Here is a 21205-nt window from a genome sequence, read left to right on the forward strand (position 1 = left end):
AGTGATTACAGATATTAAAAATTACTTAAAATCAAAAACTAATATAAAAAATGGATTGTTTCTAGTGCTTTGTCTTGTGCTAGTTCATTATGGACTTTACTACGGCATTCTTACAAATGTGAGGGTTATGATAATTACAGGAGTATTTATTGTCGCCCGCAGCATTTATTTGACCAGGATACCTTTTGATATAAATATGCTCTTTTTGTTTGAGGGATTTGTTGTGAAGGCCATGCTTGACCAGCACACCGGCAAGGCTTGGAAGGTACCTACTACGCTTGCTATGCCAGTCCTTATGTATCTCTTCGGAAAATATTTAGTGGCAGTTCGTTCTACTAAAAAGACTAAGACTGTGACTAAAATCACACCAGAGGGTCCGGTGAAAGCAGAGGTAGCTAATCCTACAGTTGAGAAGACTACTGGCGTATTTACAGCTTGCGAGAGAGCAGTACTTTCTGCTTTTTCTGTTGCAATTGGCATGACTATTTATGGCCTTATGAATTATCACCTTACTCGTGAGAATCAGGTTATAGCGAGAATGGGCTATTATTTCCTTGCTTTTAGAGATGGTGAGTTTAGCAGCAAGAATACATTCCTTTTCTCATTTATTCCGGTTGCTTCTATAGTTGTAGCAATCTTGGCCTTTGTCTTTTATAAGCTTGCAGCTAAAAACCAGCGCTTAAACAAGATTAAGCATTTTGTATTGCTAGGCGTATTTGTTGTTATATCAATAATCGCGATTCGTATATACGTAGGAGATATTCGTTTTGAAGCTTTCAAAGAGGGCGTACATTTGATGGTAGTGCAGCACTGGGGCAATTTTAATTTTACTGTTCTTGAGCTTGATACCAGTGGAAATATGTGGCTGGACTACGGACGTGAGTCGGGAATCATGGTCCTTATTCCGATATTGATTTTCTTTGGACTTACTATCAAAGACACTATACAGCTTGCACTTAATAAAAGCGTTGGCATTTTCACTAAGACACTTTTGATTACGGCTTTTGTATTATTTAATGTTTACTATTTCATAGAATCGGATGCATTTATTTTCCAGTTCTACTGGTTTGCTGGCCTTGCAGTAAGTGGTGCTATAAGTGTCCTTAGACTATCTGGCAAGGAAGATTAGCATTACCGTATAGACGATATAAATTCTATGAATTAATTATGGAGTTACACCATAATAGATTTTTTTACGATATAATTAATAGGGATAATTTAATAATTGATTAGTGTTTGAATTGGAGTTATGGACACATTTACTGAGTGATAACTGAGAGGGGAAGGTTATGGCAGGTTCAAAGATTAAGGGGCAAACACGAAAGACAAATGAGCGTTTCTTCGACGAGTACAAGATATTTGACGAGATACTTTGCGAGCGTTTTAATGTACCGGAGCACGGTGTTACTGAATACATTAAGCGCATGAAAGAGGCGGTGACGGAGGCTAGAGAGGCAATCCCAGAGTGGGATGTGACTTATCAGCGTCTTAAAAATATAAAAAAGCGTTCCGACGGCTTGAAGAGTCAGGAGCTGACCTTTGATGATTTTCAGGGCAAGGACGAGGATGTGGTCTGGATGAATATCTTCTGCGAGAAGATGGATGCAAATGCAGACCCACTTTCAAAATATTCTACCATGAGCTTTACCTATAAGAGACGCAGCAAGACTTTATTTCAGCGTATAATGGAGGCGCTAAATTTGGGGTAGATTAAAAACCTAGTAACATTAAAACAAGTGCACGGGGGTGTACTTGTTTTTTTATTGTGCTATAATTATACAGATTATGTGCGCCTATATTTATTTGGCGCTATGACAGGAGAGAAAAATTGAAGATTCTGATTACCGGTGCAGCCGGATTTGTTGGGAAAAATTTAGTAGAGACTCTTAAGTGCGTAGCTGACGGCAGAGACCGTTTCCACGGCATTGACGCTGATGAGCTAGTTGTTTACGAGTATGATATGGATTCCACCCCAGAGGAGCTTGACCGCTACTGCAGCGACTGTGATTTTGTTTTTAATCTTGCAGGTGTCAATCGTCCAAAGGATAATAGTGAGTTCATGGCTGGCAATTTTGGATTCGCTAGCACACTTTTAGATACACTTAAAAAGCATGGTAATACATGCCCTGTTATGCTTTCATCTTCTATCCAGGCCACACTTCTTGGACGCTACGCTGGTAGCGAGTACGGACAGAGCAAGCTTGCAGGCGAGGAGCTTTTCTTTAAATATGAGCAGGAGACAGGAGCCAAGGTTCTTGTGTACCGTTTCCCTAATCTTTTTGGTAAGTGGTGCAGACCTAATTACAACTCGGCAGTTGCTACTTTCTGCAACAACAAGGCTAACGACCTTGAGATTACTGTCAATGATCCGACTACAGAGCTTGAGCTTGTATATATAGATGATTTGGTAAATGAGATGGTAGACGCTCTCAGAGGCGACGAGCATCGCTGTGATTTTGATGGTGAGGGACAGGTGGTTCCTGACACAGCTGGCAAATATTGCTTCGTTCCAGTTACTCACCATGTTACATTGGGAGAGATTGTTGAGCTTCTTGATAGCTTTGTGGCTCAGCCTAAGACACTTCAGATGCCAGCCATTCCAAATGGCTCATTTGTGAAAAAACTTTACAGCACATATCTTAGTTACCTTCCAAAGGACAAGGCATGCTTTGATTTGAAAATGAATGTAGACAATAGAGGCTCATTTACAGAGCTTTTAAAGACAGCTGACCACGGTCAGTTCTCGGTTAATATTTCAAAGCCTGGCATTACAAAGGGCCAGCATTGGCATCATACAAAGTGGGAATTTTTTATCGTAGTTTCAGGCCATGGCTTGATTCAGCAGCGCCGTGTAGGCCTTGATGCCGATGGCAATCCATTCCCAGTTATCGAGTATGAGGTTTCTGGTGAGAAGATTCAGGCGATTCACATGCTTCCTGGATACACTCACAACATTATCAATCTTTCAGATACACAGGATTTGGTTACACTTATGTGGGCAAACGAGCAGTTAGAGCAAAACCGCCCAGATACCTACTATGAGATAGTATAGTGTATTTAATAATTTTAATGAGCTGGTAAGCATCAAGCTCTGAGATTTCTTGAGCGAGACGTGTTAGTCGAGCGGAGAAATACTCAGGCTTGTAGCTGTAACCAGCGGATTTGGAGTATTGAATGTTTAAAAATAATGGAAAACTTAAGCTACTAATAATAGTAGGGACACGTCCGGAGATTATTAGGCTTGCCGCGGTAATCAAAAAGTGCCGCCAGTATTTTGACTGTGTGCTTGCTCACACCGGCCAGAATTATGATTACAATCTTAACGGAGTATTCTTCAAGGATTTGCAGCTAGATGACCCTGAGGTTTACATGGACGCAGTAGGTGACAACCTAGGTCAGACAATTGGCAACATCATTGCAAAGTCTTATGAGCTCATGGTGGAGATTCAGCCTGATGCACTTTTAGTCTTAGGCGATACCAATTCATGCCTCGCTGCTATTTCTGCAAAGCGTCTTCACATTCCAATCTTCCACATGGAAGCTGGAAACAGATGCAAGGACGAGTGCCTTCCAGAAGAGACCAACCGTCGTATAGTAGATATTATTTCTGATGTTAACTTGGCATACTCAGAGCACGCTCGCCGCTACTTGGCAGAGTGCGGACTTCCTAAGGAGCGCACCTATGTTACAGGTTCTCCTATGGCAGAGGTCCTTCACGAGAATCTTGAGTCAATCGAGGCATCGGGAGTCCTTACAAAGCTTGGACTTGAGCCAAAGAAATATATGCTTCTTTCCGCACACCGCGAGGAGAATATTGATACAGAAAAGAATTTCACCAGCCTGTTTACAGCTATTAATAAGCTGGCTGAGAAATACGATATGCCAATCCTTTACAGTTGCCATCCACGCTCTAGAAAGCGTCTTGAGGCATCGGGATTCAAGCTTGACCCTAGAGTTAAGATGCATGAGCCACTTGGCTTCCACGATTACAATCATTTGCAGATGAATGCTTTTGCAGTAATCTCAGATTCTGGAACACTTCCAGAAGAATCAAGCTTCTTTACAAGCATTGGCAGACCATTCCCAGCTGTGTGCATCCGCACATCAACTGAGCGCCCTGAGGCACTTGATAAGGCATGCTTCGTGCTTGCTGGTATCGATGAAAAGTCCCTCTTACAGGCAGTCACCACAGCAGTGGAGATGAACGAAAACGGCGACTACGGCATTCCAGTACCTGACTACGTAGAAGAAAATGTTTCCACAAAGGTAGTCAAAATCATTCAAAGCTACACCAACGTAGTCAACAGAATGGTATGGCGCAAATCCGACGACTAGTGGCGCTGTGCCGATGGTTAGAATGTTGTTTAAAACAATTTTAATTAAATGAGTGAAATTTGAACTACTACATACTTGCAAATGAACCCTTGATGAGCCATCCCTACTTAGATGGTGCAAAGCAGCATCTTATGTAGGGCAATGAGCGAATAAGAGCGAAAGCGTGGTGAATTGCAAGGTATGTAGTATGTGAAAATCACGGATTAGGAGATAAGAAGATGAATTGTGAATTATTTAAAGACAAGACTCTTATGATAACAGGAGGTACAGGTTCTTTTGGTTCTACTGTACTCAAGCATTTTTTGGATTCTGATTTAAAGGAAATCCGTATTTTCTCACGTGATGAGAAGAAGCAGGATGATATGAGACATCAGCTTCAGGCTGAGCACCCAGACCTTGCTGGCAAGGTTAAGTTCTACATCGGTGATGTTAGAAACATGCGCTCAGTTCAGGATGCTATGCCAGGTGTTGATTTCATTTTCCATGCAGCAGCACTTAAGCAGGTTCCTTCATGCGAGTTCTTCCCAATGGAGGCTGTTCGCACAAATGTAGAGGGTACTGACAACGTGCTTCACGCAGCTGTTGACGCAGGTGTTCAGAGAGTTGTTTGTCTTTCAACTGATAAGGCTGCATACCCAATCAATGCTATGGGTATTTCAAAGGCTATGATGGAGAAGGTTATCGGAGCAAATGCTCGTGTAGCTGCAGGTAAGACAACAATCTGCTGTACACGTTATGGAAATGTTATGTGCTCTCGTGGTTCAGTTATTCCTCTTTTCATCGACCAGATTAAGGCAGGAAATCCTATCACAATCACAGATCCTAACATGACACGTTTCCTTATGAACCTTGATGAGGCTGTTGCACTTGTTATGTTTGCATTTGAGCATGGTGAGCCAGGCGACCTTTTCGTTCAGAAGGCAGATGCTTCTACAATCGGAGACCTTGCTAAGGCTGTTCAGCAGCTCTTTGGTGATACTGGTACAAAAATCATCGGTACTCGTCACGGCGAGAAGCTCTTCGAGACACTTATGACAAACGAAGAGTGCGTTCGCTCAGTGGATATGGGCAACTACTACCGCGTTCTCCCTGATGGACGTGACCTCAACTATGACAAGTTCTTCGTTGACGGCCAGGTTAACACTATGGCAAACGACGCATATACTTCTCACAACACAAACCGTCTTGATATTCAGGGCACAGTAGATAAGATCATGACTACTGACTATGTTCGCGAGATGTTAGAAAAGTGGGATAAATAATAATCTTTAAAAGTTTAGGGGCGCAACATGATAATGTGGCAGCCCCTTTTTATTTATATAAGATTTATGCGGCTATCTATCAAGGAATACTTCCGGAACTACTGCCTAAAAAGGAAAAAGCAAAAAAGCAGTAGCTCAAAAGAGAAATACTACTGCCTAAAAAGAAAAAAGCAAAATAAGCAGTAGCCAAAAAGAAAAAAGTTACTGCCTAAAAAGGAAAAATCAAAATAGGCAGTAGTCCAAGAGAAAAATGCTACTGCCTAGAATAGAAAAAACGAAATAAGCAGTAGTCCAGGAGAAAAACACTACTGCCTAGAATAGAAAAATCGAAATAAGCAGTAGTCCAAGAGAAAAATGCTACCGTCTAAATAGAAAAAAGCAAAATAGGCAGTAGCCCAAGAGAAAAATGCTACCGTCTAAATAGAAAAAAGCAAAATAGGCAGTAGTGTATCATGTGGAGCTCGTGGTATTTGATAATAAACTAGCTTTTCAGAGATTCAAGAGTTATACTTATATGGCTTATGAAGGAAAAGAATAGGTAGAGAATATGAGTAAACAAACAAAAAGTATCGTGAGTACCACACTGGTGGTTTCCATACTTACTTTGTGCTTTAAGTTACTTGGCTTTGTCAAACAGATGGTAATAGCCAAGGTCTTCGGCACAGTATTTGAAACAGATGCATATAATGTGGCATTCAATTTTGTGGGGATGCTTAGCTCTGCGTTTATAAGGGCTATAACTATTTCATTGGTGAGTATATACACTCATTGCTTGGTGCAAAAGGGTAAGGATGCAGCATCCCGTCTGATGTCGGCTTGCCTTGAGATATTGGTACCTGTTGTATTGATGGTGCTTCTTGTGGTCTATATGATTACTCCATTTATAGCTGGAGTGTTAGCGCCCAAATACACGCCGGATCAGTCTTTGGTTTTGCAATCCTATTTGAGAATATGTTATCCATTCTTTTTATTTGCTGTGGTGACGCTTGTGTGGACATCACTTATGGATGCCAACAAAGATTTTGTGGTGAGTCGTACAGAATCATTTGTTACTAGCGTTACAACAATTGGATGTTGTATTTTCTTAAATTCGATTTTAGCTGTCAAATCCCTTGTGGTGGCGCAGTATTTAAGCTACATCATCTTCGGAACTCTTCTATTGATTAGGGGACGAAGATATTTTAAATTTACACTTGTAAATATTTTTGAGGTACCGGAAATACGATTTGTACTTGCGACAGCCCTTCCGCTTTTTGTAGGAAATTCTGTATCTCAGATTAATAAAATAGTTGATAATGCACTTTCGACTGGACTCGGTGAAGGCAATGCCTCTGCTCTTACATATTCAGTTACACTAGAGGATTTTGTAATTGTAATTCTAGTAAACAATGTGGTAGATATATTATATGTTAATTTCTCCACCTACATTGCGGAGGGGAATTTTGATAGCCTTATAGCTACAATGAAAAAGGCAATCAATATCATGATTTGCATGATGCTACCGATAACAATTGTTACTTGTCTTTGCGCCTCTAATATTGTTTCTATAATATATGAAAGAGGTAAATTTGATGGTGCTTCAGTGGCTATGACGAGCGCGGCTCTTATAGGATATGCACTTGGTTTCGCTAGCATGGGTGTAAGAGATATTATTTTGCGTGGTCTCTATTCATTTAAGAATATGAAGGGACCTATGATTACAGGTATTATTGCAGTAGCAGTTAATATTCTCTTTAGTGTGATTTTATCCCGATTCCTTGGAATAATGGGAATAACTATTGCTAGCTCCATTAGTATGACAGTTAATTTTATAATTAATTCGCAGATGCTAAAGAAGCACTTGCCAAGCTACAATTTTTTGGCACACATTCCAGTGCTACTTAAGCAAATACCATCGATTGCTTTTTCTTTGGTGGTTATAATATTTATAAAAGAACATGTAACTAATAACATACTCGTCTTCCTGCTTTCGGCTGTTATAGGAATAGCAGGCTATGGGCTAATCCTTCTATTTATGAAAATAGAAGAGGTGGATTACATAAAAGAAAAAGTATTAAGCAAACTCCCAAATCGTAAATAATTGACGAGTTTAGATTTGGATTGAGAGATAAATCGTAAATAATTGACGAGTTTAGATTTAGTTTTATATAGTAAGTAAAGAATCGCATCTATAAAGATTATAAATAGCTTGTAGTTATCAAGCTCTAAGTGTTGCGTAGGTTCACATGTAGTGAACCGAAGCAATATCTTAGGCTTGAGAACGTAACAAGCGAGAGATATCCTATGGTGCGTATGTATTATAAAGGAGGAAATTATGATTCCTGTTATGAATGTCCAGAGACAATATGCGTCTCTCCAGGATGAATTAGATAAAGCAGCTCTTGAGGTTCTTCACTCAGGTGGATACATTTTAGGACCAAAGGTTGCAGATTTTGAAAAGCAGTTCGCAGACTACTGCGGAGCAAAATATTCTGTTGGTGTAGGCAATGGTACAGATGCTCTTGTAATTGCACTTTTAGCAGCAGGCATTGGCCAGGGCGATGAGGTAATCACTACAGCCATGACATTTGTATCTACTGCTGAGGCTATTGCTCAGGTTGGTGCTACACCAGTATTTGTCGATATTCAGCCAGAGGTTTACACAATGGACCCAAGCAAACTTGAGGCTGCATTTACAGACAAGACTAAGGCAGTTATTCCTGTTCACATCTATGGCCAGGCTGCTGATATGGACGAGATTTGCCGCATTGCACATGCTCATAATGCAATCGTAATTGAGGATTGCGCTCAGGCAGCTGGTGCAAAATATAAGGGACGTCGCACATGCTCTCTTGGAGATATGGCTTGTGTTTCATTTTTCCCTACAAAGAATCTTGGTGCAGCAGGAGATGCTGGAATCATCGTTACCAACAACGAGGATTTCTACAAGGGTTGCTTAGCTTACCGTGTTCACGGTTCAGGAATTAATGGAGCATACACTTATGCTCGCCTTAACAATCAGGAGTTTGATGAGAGCAAGATTGATTTCCACGGAAATCTTCCAAAGTACTACAACTACCTTGTAGGCTTCAACTCACGTCTTGATGCTCTTCAGGCAGCTATGCTTTCTGTAAAGCTTCCACATTTGGATAGCTGGAATGAGCGTCGCCGTCAGATTGCAGCCATCTACAATGAAAAGATTACAAACGCTAAGATAACAAAGCCTGTTGTTGCAGACTACAATGAGCACATTTTCTATGTTTATCCACTTCGTGTCGAGGATAGAGCAGCTTTCCGCGCATTCCTTGAGGAGCGTGGAGTTACAACTGGCGTATACTTCCCAGTTCCAATGCACGAGCAGGCATGCTTCGCAGGACTTGGCTACAAGCACGGTGATTTCCCAGTTGCAGAGGACTTGGCTGAGCACGGTGTTACAATCCCAATGTTCCCAGAACTCACAGATGAGGAAATCCAGACAGTAATAGATGCAGTAAATGCATACGCAAACTAAAGTTAAGGGCTTACACAAAAGTGTAGGCCCTTTTTGTCTTGACATGTAGTACGGTGATACCGTATTATAAATACGAGGAGGACGTAACATGCAATTATCAAATGAAGATATTAGAATAACAATTTCTAATAATATAAAGTTTTATTTGAATAAAGAGGGTAAATCTAGAAAAGAAGTATGCAAGGATTTAGGATTAAAATATACGACTTTCTGTGATTGGATTAATGCAAAAACTATTCCTAACTATGGCTCTTTAGAACAGTTAGGGAAATATTTTGGGATTGAAGCATGGGATTTTTATAGATCAAGTGAAGATCAAATTAGAAGATTGAGTATATATGCGCAGGAATTAGAAAAGGGGAGGTTGCTTGATATGAGTATTATAGATAATTTAGATGACGAACAGATTAAAAAACTTTTAGAATCAGGCTTTAGATTTAAACATAGAACACTAGAAGAATATATACGTTTATCTGGAAAACCAATGCAAGCATCAGAAGAATATGAATGGGGAGAACCTGTAGGAAGAGAAATATGGTAGAGCAAGGTGATATTATACAAATTGAAAATATAAATGATTTAGCGTTGGTTATTAGTAAAAACCAATATAACGAATCTGAAAAAGCTATTCTATGTCCTATTCTAAAAAATAGTTGTGGTTCAACTTTTGAGATAGAATTTACTTATAATGAACAATCATATTATGTTGTTTGTGATAGTATTAAGCAAATAGATTTAAGGCCAAGACATTATTCTAAGAAAGGGACAATCCCTCTTAATAAATTAATGTATATTTCAGATATGATTCAAGCAATCATCGATTATATATAAAGATACATATACCCTAGGTTAGAAAATGAAGCACCTGGGGTTTTATTATGCTCTTTAATGTGGTAAAGTGGAAAAAGCGAATTTAATCAGGAGGGAAATGATTATGAGCAATAATGGAATAGGTACAAAATGTGTACAAGCTGGTTACACACCAGGAAATGGCGAGCCACGTCAGATTCCTATCGTGCAGTCGACTACTTTTAAATATGACACAAGCGAGGATATGGGCAAGCTTTTTGATTTGGAGGCATCTGGATACTTCTACACAAGACTCCAGAATCCTACTAATGACTACGTAGCTGCTAAGATCGCAGCACTTGAGGGTGGTACAGCAGCAATGCTTACATCATCAGGTCAGGCAGCTAACTTCTTTGCAATTTTCAACATTTGTGAATGTGGAAGCCACATCGTAGCATCTTCTTCAATCTATGGTGGTACATTTAATCTTATCGAGGTTACACTTAAGAAGATGGGCATTGATGTGACATTTGTAGATCCTAATGCATCAGAGGCTGAGCTCAATGCTGCATTTAAGGAGAATACTCGTGCTGTATTTGGCGAGACTATTGCTAACCCAGCACTTACAGTTTTAGACATCGAGAAGTTTGCTAAGGTAGCACATGAGCATGGTGTTCCACTTATCGTTGACAACACCTTCCCAACACCTGTGAACTGCCGCCCAATCGAGTGGGGTGCTGATATTGTTACTCACTCTACTACAAAATACATGGACGGTCACGGTGCAGCAGTTGGTGGATGTATTGTAGATTCTGGTAAGTTTGATTGGATGGCACATGCTGACAAGTTCCCAGGACTTTGCACACCAGATGACAGCTACCACGGTATCACATACGCTGAGAAATTCGGCAAGGAAGGCGCATTTATCACAAAGGCTACAGCACAGCTTATGCGTGACTTTGGTTGCATCCAGTCACCACAGAATGCATTCCTTTTAAATCTTGGTCTTGAGTCACTTCACGTACGTATGCCACGTCACGTTGAAAACGGACTTGCTGTTGCTAAGTTCTTAAGTGAGCAGCCAGAGGTTAAAAAGGTTACATACCCAGGCCTTGAGGGAGATGATTACTATGAAATCGCTCAGAAGTATCTTCCAAATGGCGGATGCGGCGTAGTATCATTTGAGCTTGAGGGTGGCCGTAAGGCAGCTGAGAGCTTCATGAAGAAGCTCAAGCTTATTGCAATCGAGACACATGTTGCTGACGCTAGAAGCTGCTGCTTGAATCCAGCTACATCTACACACCGTCAGATGACAGATGAGCAGCTTGAGGCAGCTGGTATCCCAGCAGGCCTTATCCGTGTATCATGCGGTCTTGAGGATAGCGCAGATCTTATTGCGGATATTGCACAGGCACTTAAATAAATTAAAAAATGCAAATAAAAAAGACATCCTACACTTATGCCAATTGGCCATAGTATAGGGTGTCTTTTTGGTTCATACAAATAGTCTATAAATTAATACCAATAACTTGGATTATATAATGGCGCAGTAACCATTCTGAAAATCATAATTAAAAAAACTATTTCAAGAACAACTAATACCGCTGCAATAATTAAAGCGATGAGTGACATTTTTTTATTTGATTCATCCTTGCTGACAGCCATTCCAATGATTCCAAGGATTAATCCTACGAAAGGTAAAAGAATAGAAAATACAAGAGCACATATAGCAAGAGCCTTGCTCTCTGGTTTCTGAGCTGGCTGGCTGCCGTAGTATTCGGTCTGCTGTGTAGCTGGAGCTTGAACTTGAACTACATCTCCTACAGGCTGACCGCAGACGCTACAAAAGCTAGAGTCATCAGGTATTTCGTTTCCACATTTTGTACAGAATGCCATTTTTATATCTCCTTAAACATAAAATTTAAAACCGTTTATCTCCCCGAGGAAATAAAACTACTAGCACATTATACAGTAGTAAAATAATAACGTCAAATGATAAATATAAAGGAAAAAATAATAAGAAACATAGGCTATGATGCCAAAATCTGGTATATTGAAAAGGTATAGATTAGACAAAATTGTAAATAAAAGATGGAGTGCAAAATGACATTTACAACTCTTTGCTACTTAATAAAAGATAATAAATATTTGATGCTTCACAGGACTAAGAAAAATGCTGATATCAATGCCGGCAAGTACATTGGTGTAGGTGGTCATGTGGAGGAGGGAGAGTCTCCAGCTGACTGCATCAAAAGGGAAGTGCAGGAGGAGACAGGGTTAACCCTTAATTCATACAAATGCAGAGGTCACATTACATTTGTGATGGGGGATATTACAGAGTATGCATTTGTCTACACTAGCGATGATTTCTCAGGTAAGCTACGTGAAAATTGCGACGAAGGCGAGCTTGCCTGGGTAGATATTGATAGAGTTATGGAGCTTAATCTCTGGGAGGGAGATAGAGTCTTTCTTAAACTCCTAGGGGAAACGGAGGAGTTCTTTAGCTTGAAGCTTGTGTATGACAAAGATGATAATCTGATTTCCACAACCATAGAATAGAAAATCCCAATGGCACCCATGATAAAAGGGTGCCATTTTTATAGTGATTTTAGTTATAAAATATGAGAAAATATTATTTAATGTAAATTAACGGGTGAACCTAAACAAGGAACAGATATGTTATTCAATTCATATATATTTATATTTTTATTTTTACCAATTTGCATAGTGGGATATTTCCTCTTAAACAAGACGGGGAAGTATCAGCTGGGGCGAGCTTTTTTGCTGGGTATGTCCCTATGGTTTTACGGCTATTTTAATCCAGCATATCTGCTGATTATTGTTTCTAGTGTCTGCATCAACTATCTATTTTATCTATGGATGAGCAGATTGCAGCAGCAGGATAAAAATAAATTCTGCAAGCCGGTAATGATTTTTGCAGTGGCGGTTAACTTAGGAATTATCGGCTACTTCAAATACATGGATTTCTTTATTGAAAATGTAAATGCTGTTGCAGGTACTGATTGGCCACTTAAGCATATTATGTTGCCACTTGGAATCAGCTTTTTTACATTCCAGCAGATTTCCTTCATTGTAGATACCTACCGCGGACAGGTTCCGAGGTACGATTTCCTTACATACGCTTGCTATGTGACATTTTTCCCACAGCTAGTTGCAGGACCAATCGTGACTCATGATGAGCTGGTTCCTCAGCTTTTGGACGCAGACAAGAAAAAAGTTGATTGGAATAACATGGCGAAGGGATTTTATATTTTTGCCATGGGTCTTGGAAAAAAGGTGCTGATTGCGGATGTGTTCGGTGGTGCTGTCAACATAGGTTATGGAAATATAGCGACACTTCAAGCTACTAATGCCATCATGGTTATGTTTGCCTATAGTATTCAGCTTTATTTTGATTTTAGTGGATACTGCGATATGGCAATTGGTCTTGGCAAAATGCTCAATATTGATTTGCCACTTAATTTTGACAGTCCATACAAGGCCCTTAATCTGGCAGATTTTTGGAATCGCTGGCACATGACTCTTGGTCGATTTTTCACTAGATATGTCTATATTCCACTTGGTGGCAATCGCAAGGGAAATATGAGAACATACTTCAACATTTTCATTGTATTTCTCCTCAGTGGTTTTTGGCATGGAGCAGCATGGACCTTTGTAATTTGGTCAGTGCTAAACGGACTTCTTGTTATAGTGACTAGGATGTTTAAGAAGGCATTTGATGCTATGCCATCAGTACTGGGATGGTTGATTTGCCAGGTGTATTTTAGTATGTCACTGGTGTCCTTTAGAGCAGCCAGAACTAGAGATGCTATAGATTTCTTTAAGCAGATTTTTCATTTGAATTTTACAAGCATAGATAAAAATATTATGACAGCATTTGCGACCCCTGGGTTAAAGTTTCTTCTTGATGGCTCAGCACTTGCAAATTTACTGCCAGTAATTTACGCGGCCATCTATTATGTGATAGCTCTAGTGATTATTATATGCTGTAAGAATGCCCATGAAAAAATGGTGGCATTTAAGCCTAATGTACGAAGCCTGCTTTGGACTGTGGTGCTCTTTGTTACCAGTGTTTTGTCCTTCAGCGGCATCAGTACATTCCTCTACTTTAATTTTTAAAATTAGGAAGAATTCGTAACTCTAGCGGAGTGAATTAATATGATAAAAAATGTTAAAAGTTGGTTGGTATGGGCCTTGGTGCTGGTACTAGCGGCGCTTGGGATTGTAGGCGGAACTATCGCTTACATTGACCCATATTTTCACTATCACAAGCCACAGCCCAACCTATACTATGAACTTGATAATCAGCGAAGCCAAAATGATGGCATCATCAAGAGATTTGATTATGATGGCATGATTATTGGTACCTCTATGTCGGAAAATTTCAAGACAAGCGAGGCGGAGGAGCTCTTTGGAGGTAGCTTCATAAAGGTTCCATTTGCTGGTGGCACATATAAGGAGCAAAATGAAAATATTGCAAATGCCATAGCAGCTAATCCAAATTTAAAAACCGTGATTCGCCCACTTGATTACGCATATATAATAGACGAGCCTGACAGAATCAGAGATGATTTGGGCGATTACCCAGAGTACCTTTATGATAATAATCCATTTAACGATGTAAATTATATTTTCAATAAAGAGATTTTATTTGATATTTGCCTGCCAATGATTCAAAAGTCTATAGCAGGAGCACCAGCAGGAATCACTAGCTTTGACGACTATTCCAACTGGATGGATGAGGCTACATTTGGGGCTAAGGCAGTTTTAGGAGACAGGACTGAATTTGCACCAGCTCCATATAAGGTGCCTTTTGTAGATGAGATTAAGGCCAACGTATATGCGAATATTACTGAAAATGTTACTGACATTGCAAAGGCTAATCCAGACATCGACTTTTATTATTACCTTACCCCATACTCAGCTGCCTGGTGGGGCGCTCAAAATGAAAAGGGTGAGGTACAGAGATGGATTGAGTCGGAGAGATATGCTATTTCTCTTATGTTAGAATGTGATAACATTCATCTATATTCATTTAACAATGAATACGACATCACCACCAATCTGGACAATTACAGGGATGAGTGTCACCATGGTGATTGGGTTAATTCTCAGATTTTAGCTTGGATGTATTCTGGCACCGACCAGCTTACACTTGAGAATTACAATGAATACATCGAAGTTGAGATGATGTATTATTTGACATTTGATTACAACAGTCTGCTAGAGCAAAAATAGCAGCACTGTTTTGATAAATAGATTTCAAAAGTCTGTTATGGATAAATGAAATCTAAAGTTTTAAGGAGTTAATAGTTATGATAGAAATTAAAAACATCAACAAGAGCTACGGCAAGCACAAGGTGCTGAAGGGCTTGGACTTTACAGTCGAGCCAGGAGAGATTGTTGGTATTCTTGGAGAAAATGGTAGTGGCAAGTCCACTCTTCTTACAATTCTTGCAGGTTTGCAACATCCCAATAGCGGATTTTTCAATATTGATGGCAAGGATCTTTTGAAAAATACAAAGCTCAGAAATGAGCTTGTTTCTTATGTTCCACAGGAGACTCCACTTATTACTGAGCTTACCGCGTGGGACAATCTTAGAATGTGGTATCCAGTAGATAAACTTAAAAAGGAGCTTGAGGGAGGTTTCCTTGCAATGCTTGGAATCAACCAGTTTATTAAAGTTCCTGTAAATCAGATGTCAGGTGGTATGAAAAAGCGTCTCACTATTGGTTGTGCTATAAATTCCAATCCAAAGCTTTTGCTTTTAGATGAGCCAACAGCAGCACTTGATTTGGTTTGTAAAGAGAGAATTTATACATATTTTGAGCAATTTAAGCGCCAGGGCGGGTCGCTTATTATTGCAACTCACGAAGTGCAGGAAATAGAACTTTGTGACAAGTGCTTTATTTTGAAAGAGGGAGTGCTTTCTCCATATAAATACGACGGGGATATTCCACATTTGATAGGAAGATTATAGAGTTATGATTAAGTTTAGAGATTATTTAATAATACAGTACAAGAGAATCTTTAAGCTCCTTCCAGGTATAGTGGCCATGATTTTGGTTATAGCAGCACTTTTGGGTGCGGCTGGCATCGCGTTGATGTACAGCGATGCTTACAAAGAGGAGCAACAGAGATACAAGCTAGGTGTTGTTGGTGACACGGATGATGAGATGATTAGTCTTGGTGTTTATATGATAGGCACCCTCGATGAGAGCCGCTACATGATTGAGCTTGTTCAATTTGATGATGAGGAGGCAGCCAGAGATGCTATGCGCGCTGCAGAAGTTTCTGCATATATCGTAATTACGGATGAGTTTAGCGATGCCCTGAATGCCATGACTAATGACAAAAAGCTGAAATACTACGCTACCTCTGGTCAAAAGGGTATTTCAAATGTAATGATGGATGAAATAGCATCTATCGCAACCAATATTATCGTATATTCGGAGACTGGAATTTGTACAGTCCGCCAGCTTATGAAGGAGCAGGGATACGATAAAGCTTACCGTCATGAAAAAATAGACGAGCTGTTTATGGTTTATATAGCTTCACTGATGGTACGTACAAATGTTGCTGAAATAACAGAACTTGGACTATCAGACGGATTGTCTACACCAGCATATTATTTTTCGGGAATATTGGCATTTTTTATGATGCTGCTTTCCTTCTGTGCAATCTCATTTTTCTTGGGACAAAAAAATGCCCAGTACAAATTTATGAGTGCAAAGGGCATTACGGCTCCATATCAGATAGCGGGAGAATATATACCATTTTTATCTATAAATGTTTTGTGTACAGCTATTACACTTGGAGTTATATTTACGGTCATGGGTATGGGAATCTTCTCCATGGAAGAGTTTGCAAGGGGATATGTAAGTGATTACATTGGATTTGGAATAAAGCTTATCCCTGTATGCATTATGTTTTCTGCTCTGGGATTTATGATTTTTGAAATTCTCATTGGCGTAATTAACAAGATTCTCGTGGCATTTATGCTTTACATTGGCATGGGATATGTATCAGGTTATTTCTATCCAAAGACATTCTTTCCAGGACTAGTGCAGCGCATTGGAGAAATAATTCCGTCAGGTGTGGCCTTTAGGTATATTGGCCAATTATTAACTAGGGGACACTGGGGATTATCTTGTCTGTGGATGTTTGGTTATACTGTAGTATTTTTAGTTGTGGCGACAGCTTTGCGCCAGCAAAAGATTAGATAGAGTTATGAGATATTTATTATTATTAAAAAGATTATTAAAAAAGAAAAGTTATATAGCTATGCTTCTTGTTGTCCCTCTTATGGTGTTCATGCTAAACATTATGAGTTCTGCAGATGCAGGGCTTATGACAATAGGCGTTTATATTCCAAAGGATGATGAGTATTGTCGGACCCTGAGGGAAAATATAGAAAATAATCCTGGGTCACTGCAGTTTATTTTCTATGATGATAAGGATGAGGCAATTTCAGATGTGGAGCACCAGCAGATAGCAGAGGCATGGATTATCCCAGAGGATTTTGAAAAGACTGTCTCTGACATGGCGACAAAGGGTAGGACAAAAGAAAAGATTGAAATTGTAATCAGAGAATCTGGTCTTACTCATATGCTTGGTAGAGAGGTGCTTTGCAGTAGGGTTTATCCACTTGTAGCTAGAGAGATAGGTATTAAATATACCGCAGAGGCTGTCTACAACAATGAGCCAACAGACGCTGAGCTTTCTCATATTATTGATACTTATGACACCTACGGAATAAATGGAAATTTATTCGAAATGGGATATGTGGACCAGCCAAAAAGCAATGATACAGATGTTAGTTATCTGATGATGCCTCTTCGAGGAATTTTAGCCCTGTGGCTTTTACTTTGTGGCGTTGCAGCATCAATGTATTATATCGAGGATGATAAGAACAGTCTCTTTATTTGGTGGAAGACTAAGTTTCCTCTTGTTAGAGATTTCCTATATTACCTGGTGATTATTTTGATTCCATCAATTATGGTTCTCATAGGATTGGCATATGGCGGTGTATTTACAAATCCTCTTCGAGAGGTTGTGGCATTGCTTGCCTATGACTTTGCTGTTATCTGTCTGGCCAGTGTTTTGAGACTTTTAATTCGAGGAATAAAGGGGCTTGGAATCATTACACCGATACTGATTATGTCATCAGCTATTCTTGCTCCAGTGTTCATAGATTTAAAAGAGGGAAGATATTTGCAAAAATTTTTCCCAACATTTCACTATTTGTATTGCATTCATGATGAATATTATGTAAAATCATTATTGTTTTATGGTACAATTTTGTTATTAATTTGGTATCTATTAAATACTTTGAGCCGTAGGTTCAGGTAGAATTTATAGGAGGAGATGAATTATGAATTGTTCTAAATGTGGACATGAGCTTACTGGCAATGTTAAATTCTGTCCAAAATGTGGAACTCCTGTTGAGGAGACCCCAGTAGTTGAGGAGACTCCAGTAGCTGAGGAGACTCCAGCGGTTGAGGCTTCAGCAGAGGAGAGTGCATCTTTATTTGGTGAAAAGAATGAGCCACTATTTGAGAAAAATGAGGGCTCTATTTTCGAAGAGACTTCTGCATCACAGGAGGATGTTTTAGGAGATGCGCCTACAGAGGAGCTTGTTCAGGAGGATGCTTCTGCACAGGCATCAGAGCCAGCACAGGCCGCAGAGCCAGCTATGGAACAGCAGCCTGCATATGACTATGCTACATCTGACTATACACCAGAGGCACCAAAGAAAAAGTTCAACAAGATTTGGCTTATCGTTATTGGTGCAGTTATTTTAGTAGGTGCTATTGTAGCAATTATTTTCTGTAATTTCCGCGCAGCTTTCGCTAGCCCAAAGAGCTTGATGAAAAATGCACTTGTTGGATATACAGAGGATTCACTTGATAAATATGAGGATCAGTACAATTCTCGTATCGATGCGTTAAAAGACAACGGCAATCAGCAGGTTGTAGATGCTACAGTCACATTAGATGATGGCTTCAGAGATTTACTTGATGCATATAATGTAGATGCAGATTGGCTTGAGTCAACACATATCAAAATGGAAGTTAACGCTGAAGATGATAGCAATATCGGCGCAAATATCTACGCTGGCGTAAACGGAGTGGATATTTTCTCATTATTATATCTTGCACAGATAGAGGATGAGATGTTTTACATGCAGATCCCTGAGTTATCTGATGAGTACATAGGTGTAGATTTAGCTGAGCTTAGTGATAGCGATTTTGGTGGTACGTTCTCGAATTTTGATTCTATTTCAAAGGTAGAAAAGATTTCCAATGAGGATGTAAAGAAATTATCTACTAAGTACATCAAGATTATAATCGGTGAGCTTGAGAAGGTTACTAAAGAGAAGGAAGAGCTTGAGGTAGAAGGCGTTTCAGCAAAATATTACAAGCTTACAGCTACTGTTGACGAGGAGACAAGATCTGCGATTAATGTAGCTGTTGATAAAGCAATTCTTAAGGATGAGGATCTCAAGGACATCCTTAAAATCTACCATGAATACTACGGTACTAACGAACAGTTAGCTGAGATGTATGGTATCTCTTCAACAGATTTCGACGAGTGGTATGATGAGCTTATGGAAAAAGTTCAAGAGAATCTTGATGAAGAGGAAGAAAAGCTTGAGGGCTATAAGAAGAATAAAGATGGAGATAAAGAGATTTTCGACATTGTTGTTTATGTAAATCGCAAGGGAGATCTTAAGGGTCTGGAGATTAACAAGTTAGAAGACAAAGGTGAGATGTATATCCATTATCCAGAAGATGGTGATGATTTCGGTATGGAAATGGGATTCTATGATGGTGATACCAATGTTGTTATAACAGGTGCAGGTACAAATTCACATGATGTTATCAATGGTGACTTCACAGTCAAGTCAGACGACAAAGAAGTTCTTGAAATCGAAGTAATTGACTACGATGAGGGTTCATCTAAAGATGGTGGCGTCAATGGAGAGTTCATTGTAAGAGCTGGTGAAGATGCTGGCGAGGGCACCGATATGGCATCTCAGATGCTTGCTAGTTTAGAGTATGATTTTGTCTTTGATTCATCAGATGACAATTCGACTTGCAAAATTACTGTTAAGAATGACACTGTAAGTTTTGCGACAATCAATATCGAGTCAACATATGATGATGTAGAGACTATCTCAGAACCATCCGATTATTTAGATGTTACTAATACTTCAGATGTTGGAGAATATGCTAAATCAATGAGCTTATCAACACTTATTTCTAATCTCAAAGAGGCTGGTGTTCCTGAAAAATACACATCACAACTTGAGTATTTTGAGCAGATGTTGAGCTACGGATACTAAGATTATTAATTAAGCCCCTGCTATTTGGCAGGGGCTTTCATATATTCTCTAGGTGTTTTATTGTATTTCTTTTTAAAGCATCGGTTGAAATGGGACAGGTTTTCAAAACCTACCTGCTGGGAGATGGTGAGAATGTTTTCCTCGGTGGACAGCAGGAGTCTGGCTGCCATCGAAAGCCTGTAGTCGTTAAGATAGGTTATAAAACTTACTCCAAATACGTCCTTGAAAAATCGCATAAAGTGGGATTCTGAAAATCCTGCAAGCTTTGCCATCTCAGCAACAGTCATCTGTTTACTATAATTCAACTCTACATACTTGATGACTGGCTTTAGTTTATCTATTCGTTTGCTTTCTGCAATATCTATTTTTGTCTCATAAAGTGTTACCAAATTAAATAAAAGAAGGTACATGTTTCCTTTTATGGCTAGGCCCCAGGCGCCCTCTCTATGACTTGAGATATTGTCATTGGCATCTAGATATTTTTTGATGCTTTCGTATCCAGTAACCCCTCGACGGAAAATGTGGGGGATTACCACTGTGTTTTCAAAAAATGGCAGCAGAAAAGTATCATAGAAATCATCTGTGGTGGAGGAGAACATTTTTGTATCAAAAAGAATGTTTTCATACTCCATGGAAGAGTTCTCAAACTGATAAATACCGTGCATACGCCCAGGAAGAATAAATGCTATATCTCCGGCAACAACAGTATGTTCCTGTCCGTCTATGACAATTATCCCTTTTCCTTTTTTTATATAGATGAATTCCGTGTCCTCGTGCCAATGTAAGGGCACGCTGTCAAAATCCAAAGGAATGGTGCAAGGATATGTATTATATGGAATGTAGTAGTCAAAATGACTTATCTTTTCATGTATCGCCTGATACTCATTTATATTAATCATGATAGAATAGTATCACTTTTTAGCGTAATAACGCAAGCAAATCGTGGTAAAATAGCAGTA

19 protein-coding genes are annotated in these 21205 nt (G+C 39.4%); 17 read left to right on the forward strand and 2 right to left on the reverse strand.

The window, feature by feature from the left end; translation table 11 throughout:
- The first annotated feature begins 1 nt into the window (after window position 1).
- The 10 genes from F0Q01_RS10895 (at window position 2) to F0Q01_RS10940 (ending at window position 11299) form a co-directional block, all read left to right on the forward strand.
- The gene (locus F0Q01_RS10895) at window positions 2-1129 is read left to right on the forward strand and encodes a hypothetical protein (protein WP_090488875.1); all 1128 of its coding nucleotides are present in this window, start codon (window positions 2-4) and stop codon (window positions 1127-1129) included.
- Window positions 1130-1289: 160 nt separating this feature from the next.
- Complete coding sequence (locus F0Q01_RS10900; RefSeq protein WP_090488877.1) at window positions 1290-1709, forward strand: DUF6548 family protein; 420 nt, start codon at window positions 1290-1292, stop codon at window positions 1707-1709.
- A 119-nt stretch (window positions 1710-1828) separates the two neighbouring features.
- On the forward strand, window positions 1829-3052 hold the full coding sequence (locus F0Q01_RS10905) for an NAD-dependent epimerase/dehydratase family protein (protein WP_090488878.1): 1224 nt from the start codon (window positions 1829-1831) through the stop codon (window positions 3050-3052).
- Window positions 3053-3174: 122 nt separating this feature from the next.
- A complete protein-coding gene (wecB, locus tag F0Q01_RS10910) occupies window positions 3175-4335 on the forward strand; it encodes a non-hydrolyzing UDP-N-acetylglucosamine 2-epimerase (RefSeq protein WP_090488879.1) in 1161 nt (386 codons plus the stop codon).
- 218 nt (window positions 4336-4553) lie between these two features.
- Window positions 4554-5597: a polysaccharide biosynthesis protein gene (locus tag F0Q01_RS10915; RefSeq protein ID WP_090151182.1), complete on the forward strand. Its 1044-nt coding sequence runs from the start codon at window positions 4554-4556 to the stop codon at window positions 5595-5597.
- Window positions 5598-6144: 547 nt separating this feature from the next.
- Window positions 6145-7677 (forward strand): murein biosynthesis integral membrane protein MurJ, encoded by a 1533-nt coding sequence (gene murJ, locus F0Q01_RS10920; protein ID WP_090488880.1) that lies wholly within the window; start codon window positions 6145-6147, stop codon window positions 7675-7677.
- Window positions 7678-7911: 234 nt separating this feature from the next.
- On the forward strand, window positions 7912-9087 hold the full coding sequence (locus F0Q01_RS10925; protein ID WP_205467983.1) for a DegT/DnrJ/EryC1/StrS family aminotransferase: 1176 nt from the start codon (window positions 7912-7914) through the stop codon (window positions 9085-9087).
- 88 nt (window positions 9088-9175) lie between these two features.
- A complete protein-coding gene (locus F0Q01_RS10930; RefSeq protein WP_090151191.1) occupies window positions 9176-9628 on the forward strand; it encodes a DUF1731 domain-containing protein in 453 nt (150 codons plus the stop codon).
- On the forward strand, window positions 9622-9918 hold the full coding sequence (locus F0Q01_RS10935; protein ID WP_163927231.1) for a type II toxin-antitoxin system PemK/MazF family toxin: 297 nt from the start codon (window positions 9622-9624) through the stop codon (window positions 9916-9918). Before F0Q01_RS10930 ends, F0Q01_RS10935 begins: the two co-directional genes overlap by 7 nt.
- Before the next feature lie 103 nt (window positions 9919-10021).
- The gene (locus tag F0Q01_RS10940; protein ID WP_090488883.1) at window positions 10022-11299 is read left to right on the forward strand and encodes an O-acetylhomoserine aminocarboxypropyltransferase/cysteine synthase family protein; all 1278 of its coding nucleotides are present in this window, start codon (window positions 10022-10024) and stop codon (window positions 11297-11299) included.
- Window positions 11300-11391: 92 nt separating this feature from the next.
- Here F0Q01_RS10940 and F0Q01_RS10945 read toward each other — a convergent pair whose 3' ends face one another.
- On the reverse strand, window positions 11392-11772 hold the full coding sequence (locus F0Q01_RS10945; protein ID WP_090488884.1) for a zinc-ribbon domain-containing protein: 381 nt from the start codon (window positions 11770-11772) through the stop codon (window positions 11392-11394).
- A gap of 207 nt (window positions 11773-11979) precedes the next feature.
- On the opposite strand from F0Q01_RS10945, the gene F0Q01_RS10950 reads away from it, so the two are divergent.
- The 7 genes from F0Q01_RS10950 to F0Q01_RS10980 all read left to right on the forward strand — a co-directional run bounded on the left by F0Q01_RS10950 (window position 11980) and on the right by F0Q01_RS10980 (window position 20246).
- Window positions 11980-12435 (forward strand): NUDIX hydrolase, encoded by a 456-nt coding sequence (locus F0Q01_RS10950; protein WP_090488885.1) that lies wholly within the window; start codon window positions 11980-11982, stop codon window positions 12433-12435.
- Between the two features lie 231 nt (window positions 12436-12666).
- Window positions 12667-14016: an MBOAT family O-acyltransferase gene (locus F0Q01_RS10955; RefSeq protein ID WP_242941868.1), complete on the forward strand. Its 1350-nt coding sequence runs from the start codon at window positions 12667-12669 to the stop codon at window positions 14014-14016.
- A 39-nt stretch (window positions 14017-14055) separates the two neighbouring features.
- Complete coding sequence (locus F0Q01_RS10960; protein WP_090488888.1) at window positions 14056-15135, forward strand: hypothetical protein; 1080 nt, start codon at window positions 14056-14058, stop codon at window positions 15133-15135.
- A gap of 77 nt (window positions 15136-15212) precedes the next feature.
- Entirely contained in the window at window positions 15213-15878 is a 666-nt protein-coding gene (gene ccmA, locus F0Q01_RS10965) for a heme ABC exporter ATP-binding protein CcmA (RefSeq protein ID WP_090488890.1), read from the forward strand.
- Window positions 15879-15882: 4 nt separating this feature from the next.
- Entirely contained in the window at window positions 15883-17124 is a 1242-nt protein-coding gene (locus tag F0Q01_RS10970) for an ABC transporter permease (protein WP_090488892.1), read from the forward strand.
- Between the two features lie 4 nt (window positions 17125-17128).
- Window positions 17129-18250 (forward strand): ABC transporter permease, encoded by a 1122-nt coding sequence (locus F0Q01_RS10975; protein WP_090488894.1) that lies wholly within the window; start codon window positions 17129-17131, stop codon window positions 18248-18250.
- Window positions 18251-18272: 22 nt separating this feature from the next.
- Entirely contained in the window at window positions 18273-20246 is a 1974-nt protein-coding gene (locus tag F0Q01_RS10980) for a zinc-ribbon domain-containing protein (RefSeq protein ID WP_090488896.1), read from the forward strand.
- A 20-nt stretch (window positions 20247-20266) separates the two neighbouring features.
- Here the strand turns inward: F0Q01_RS10980 and F0Q01_RS10985 are convergent, their stop codons facing one another.
- Window positions 20267-21145, reverse strand: a complete 879-nt coding sequence (locus tag F0Q01_RS10985) for an AraC family transcriptional regulator (RefSeq protein WP_090488898.1) — start codon at window positions 21143-21145, stop codon at window positions 20267-20269.
- Window positions 21146-21205: the final 60 nt, after the last annotated feature.

The sequence above is a fragment of the Pseudobutyrivibrio xylanivorans genome, from assembly GCF_010906925.1.
Classification (GTDB): domain Bacteria; phylum Bacillota; class Clostridia; order Lachnospirales; family Lachnospiraceae; genus Pseudobutyrivibrio.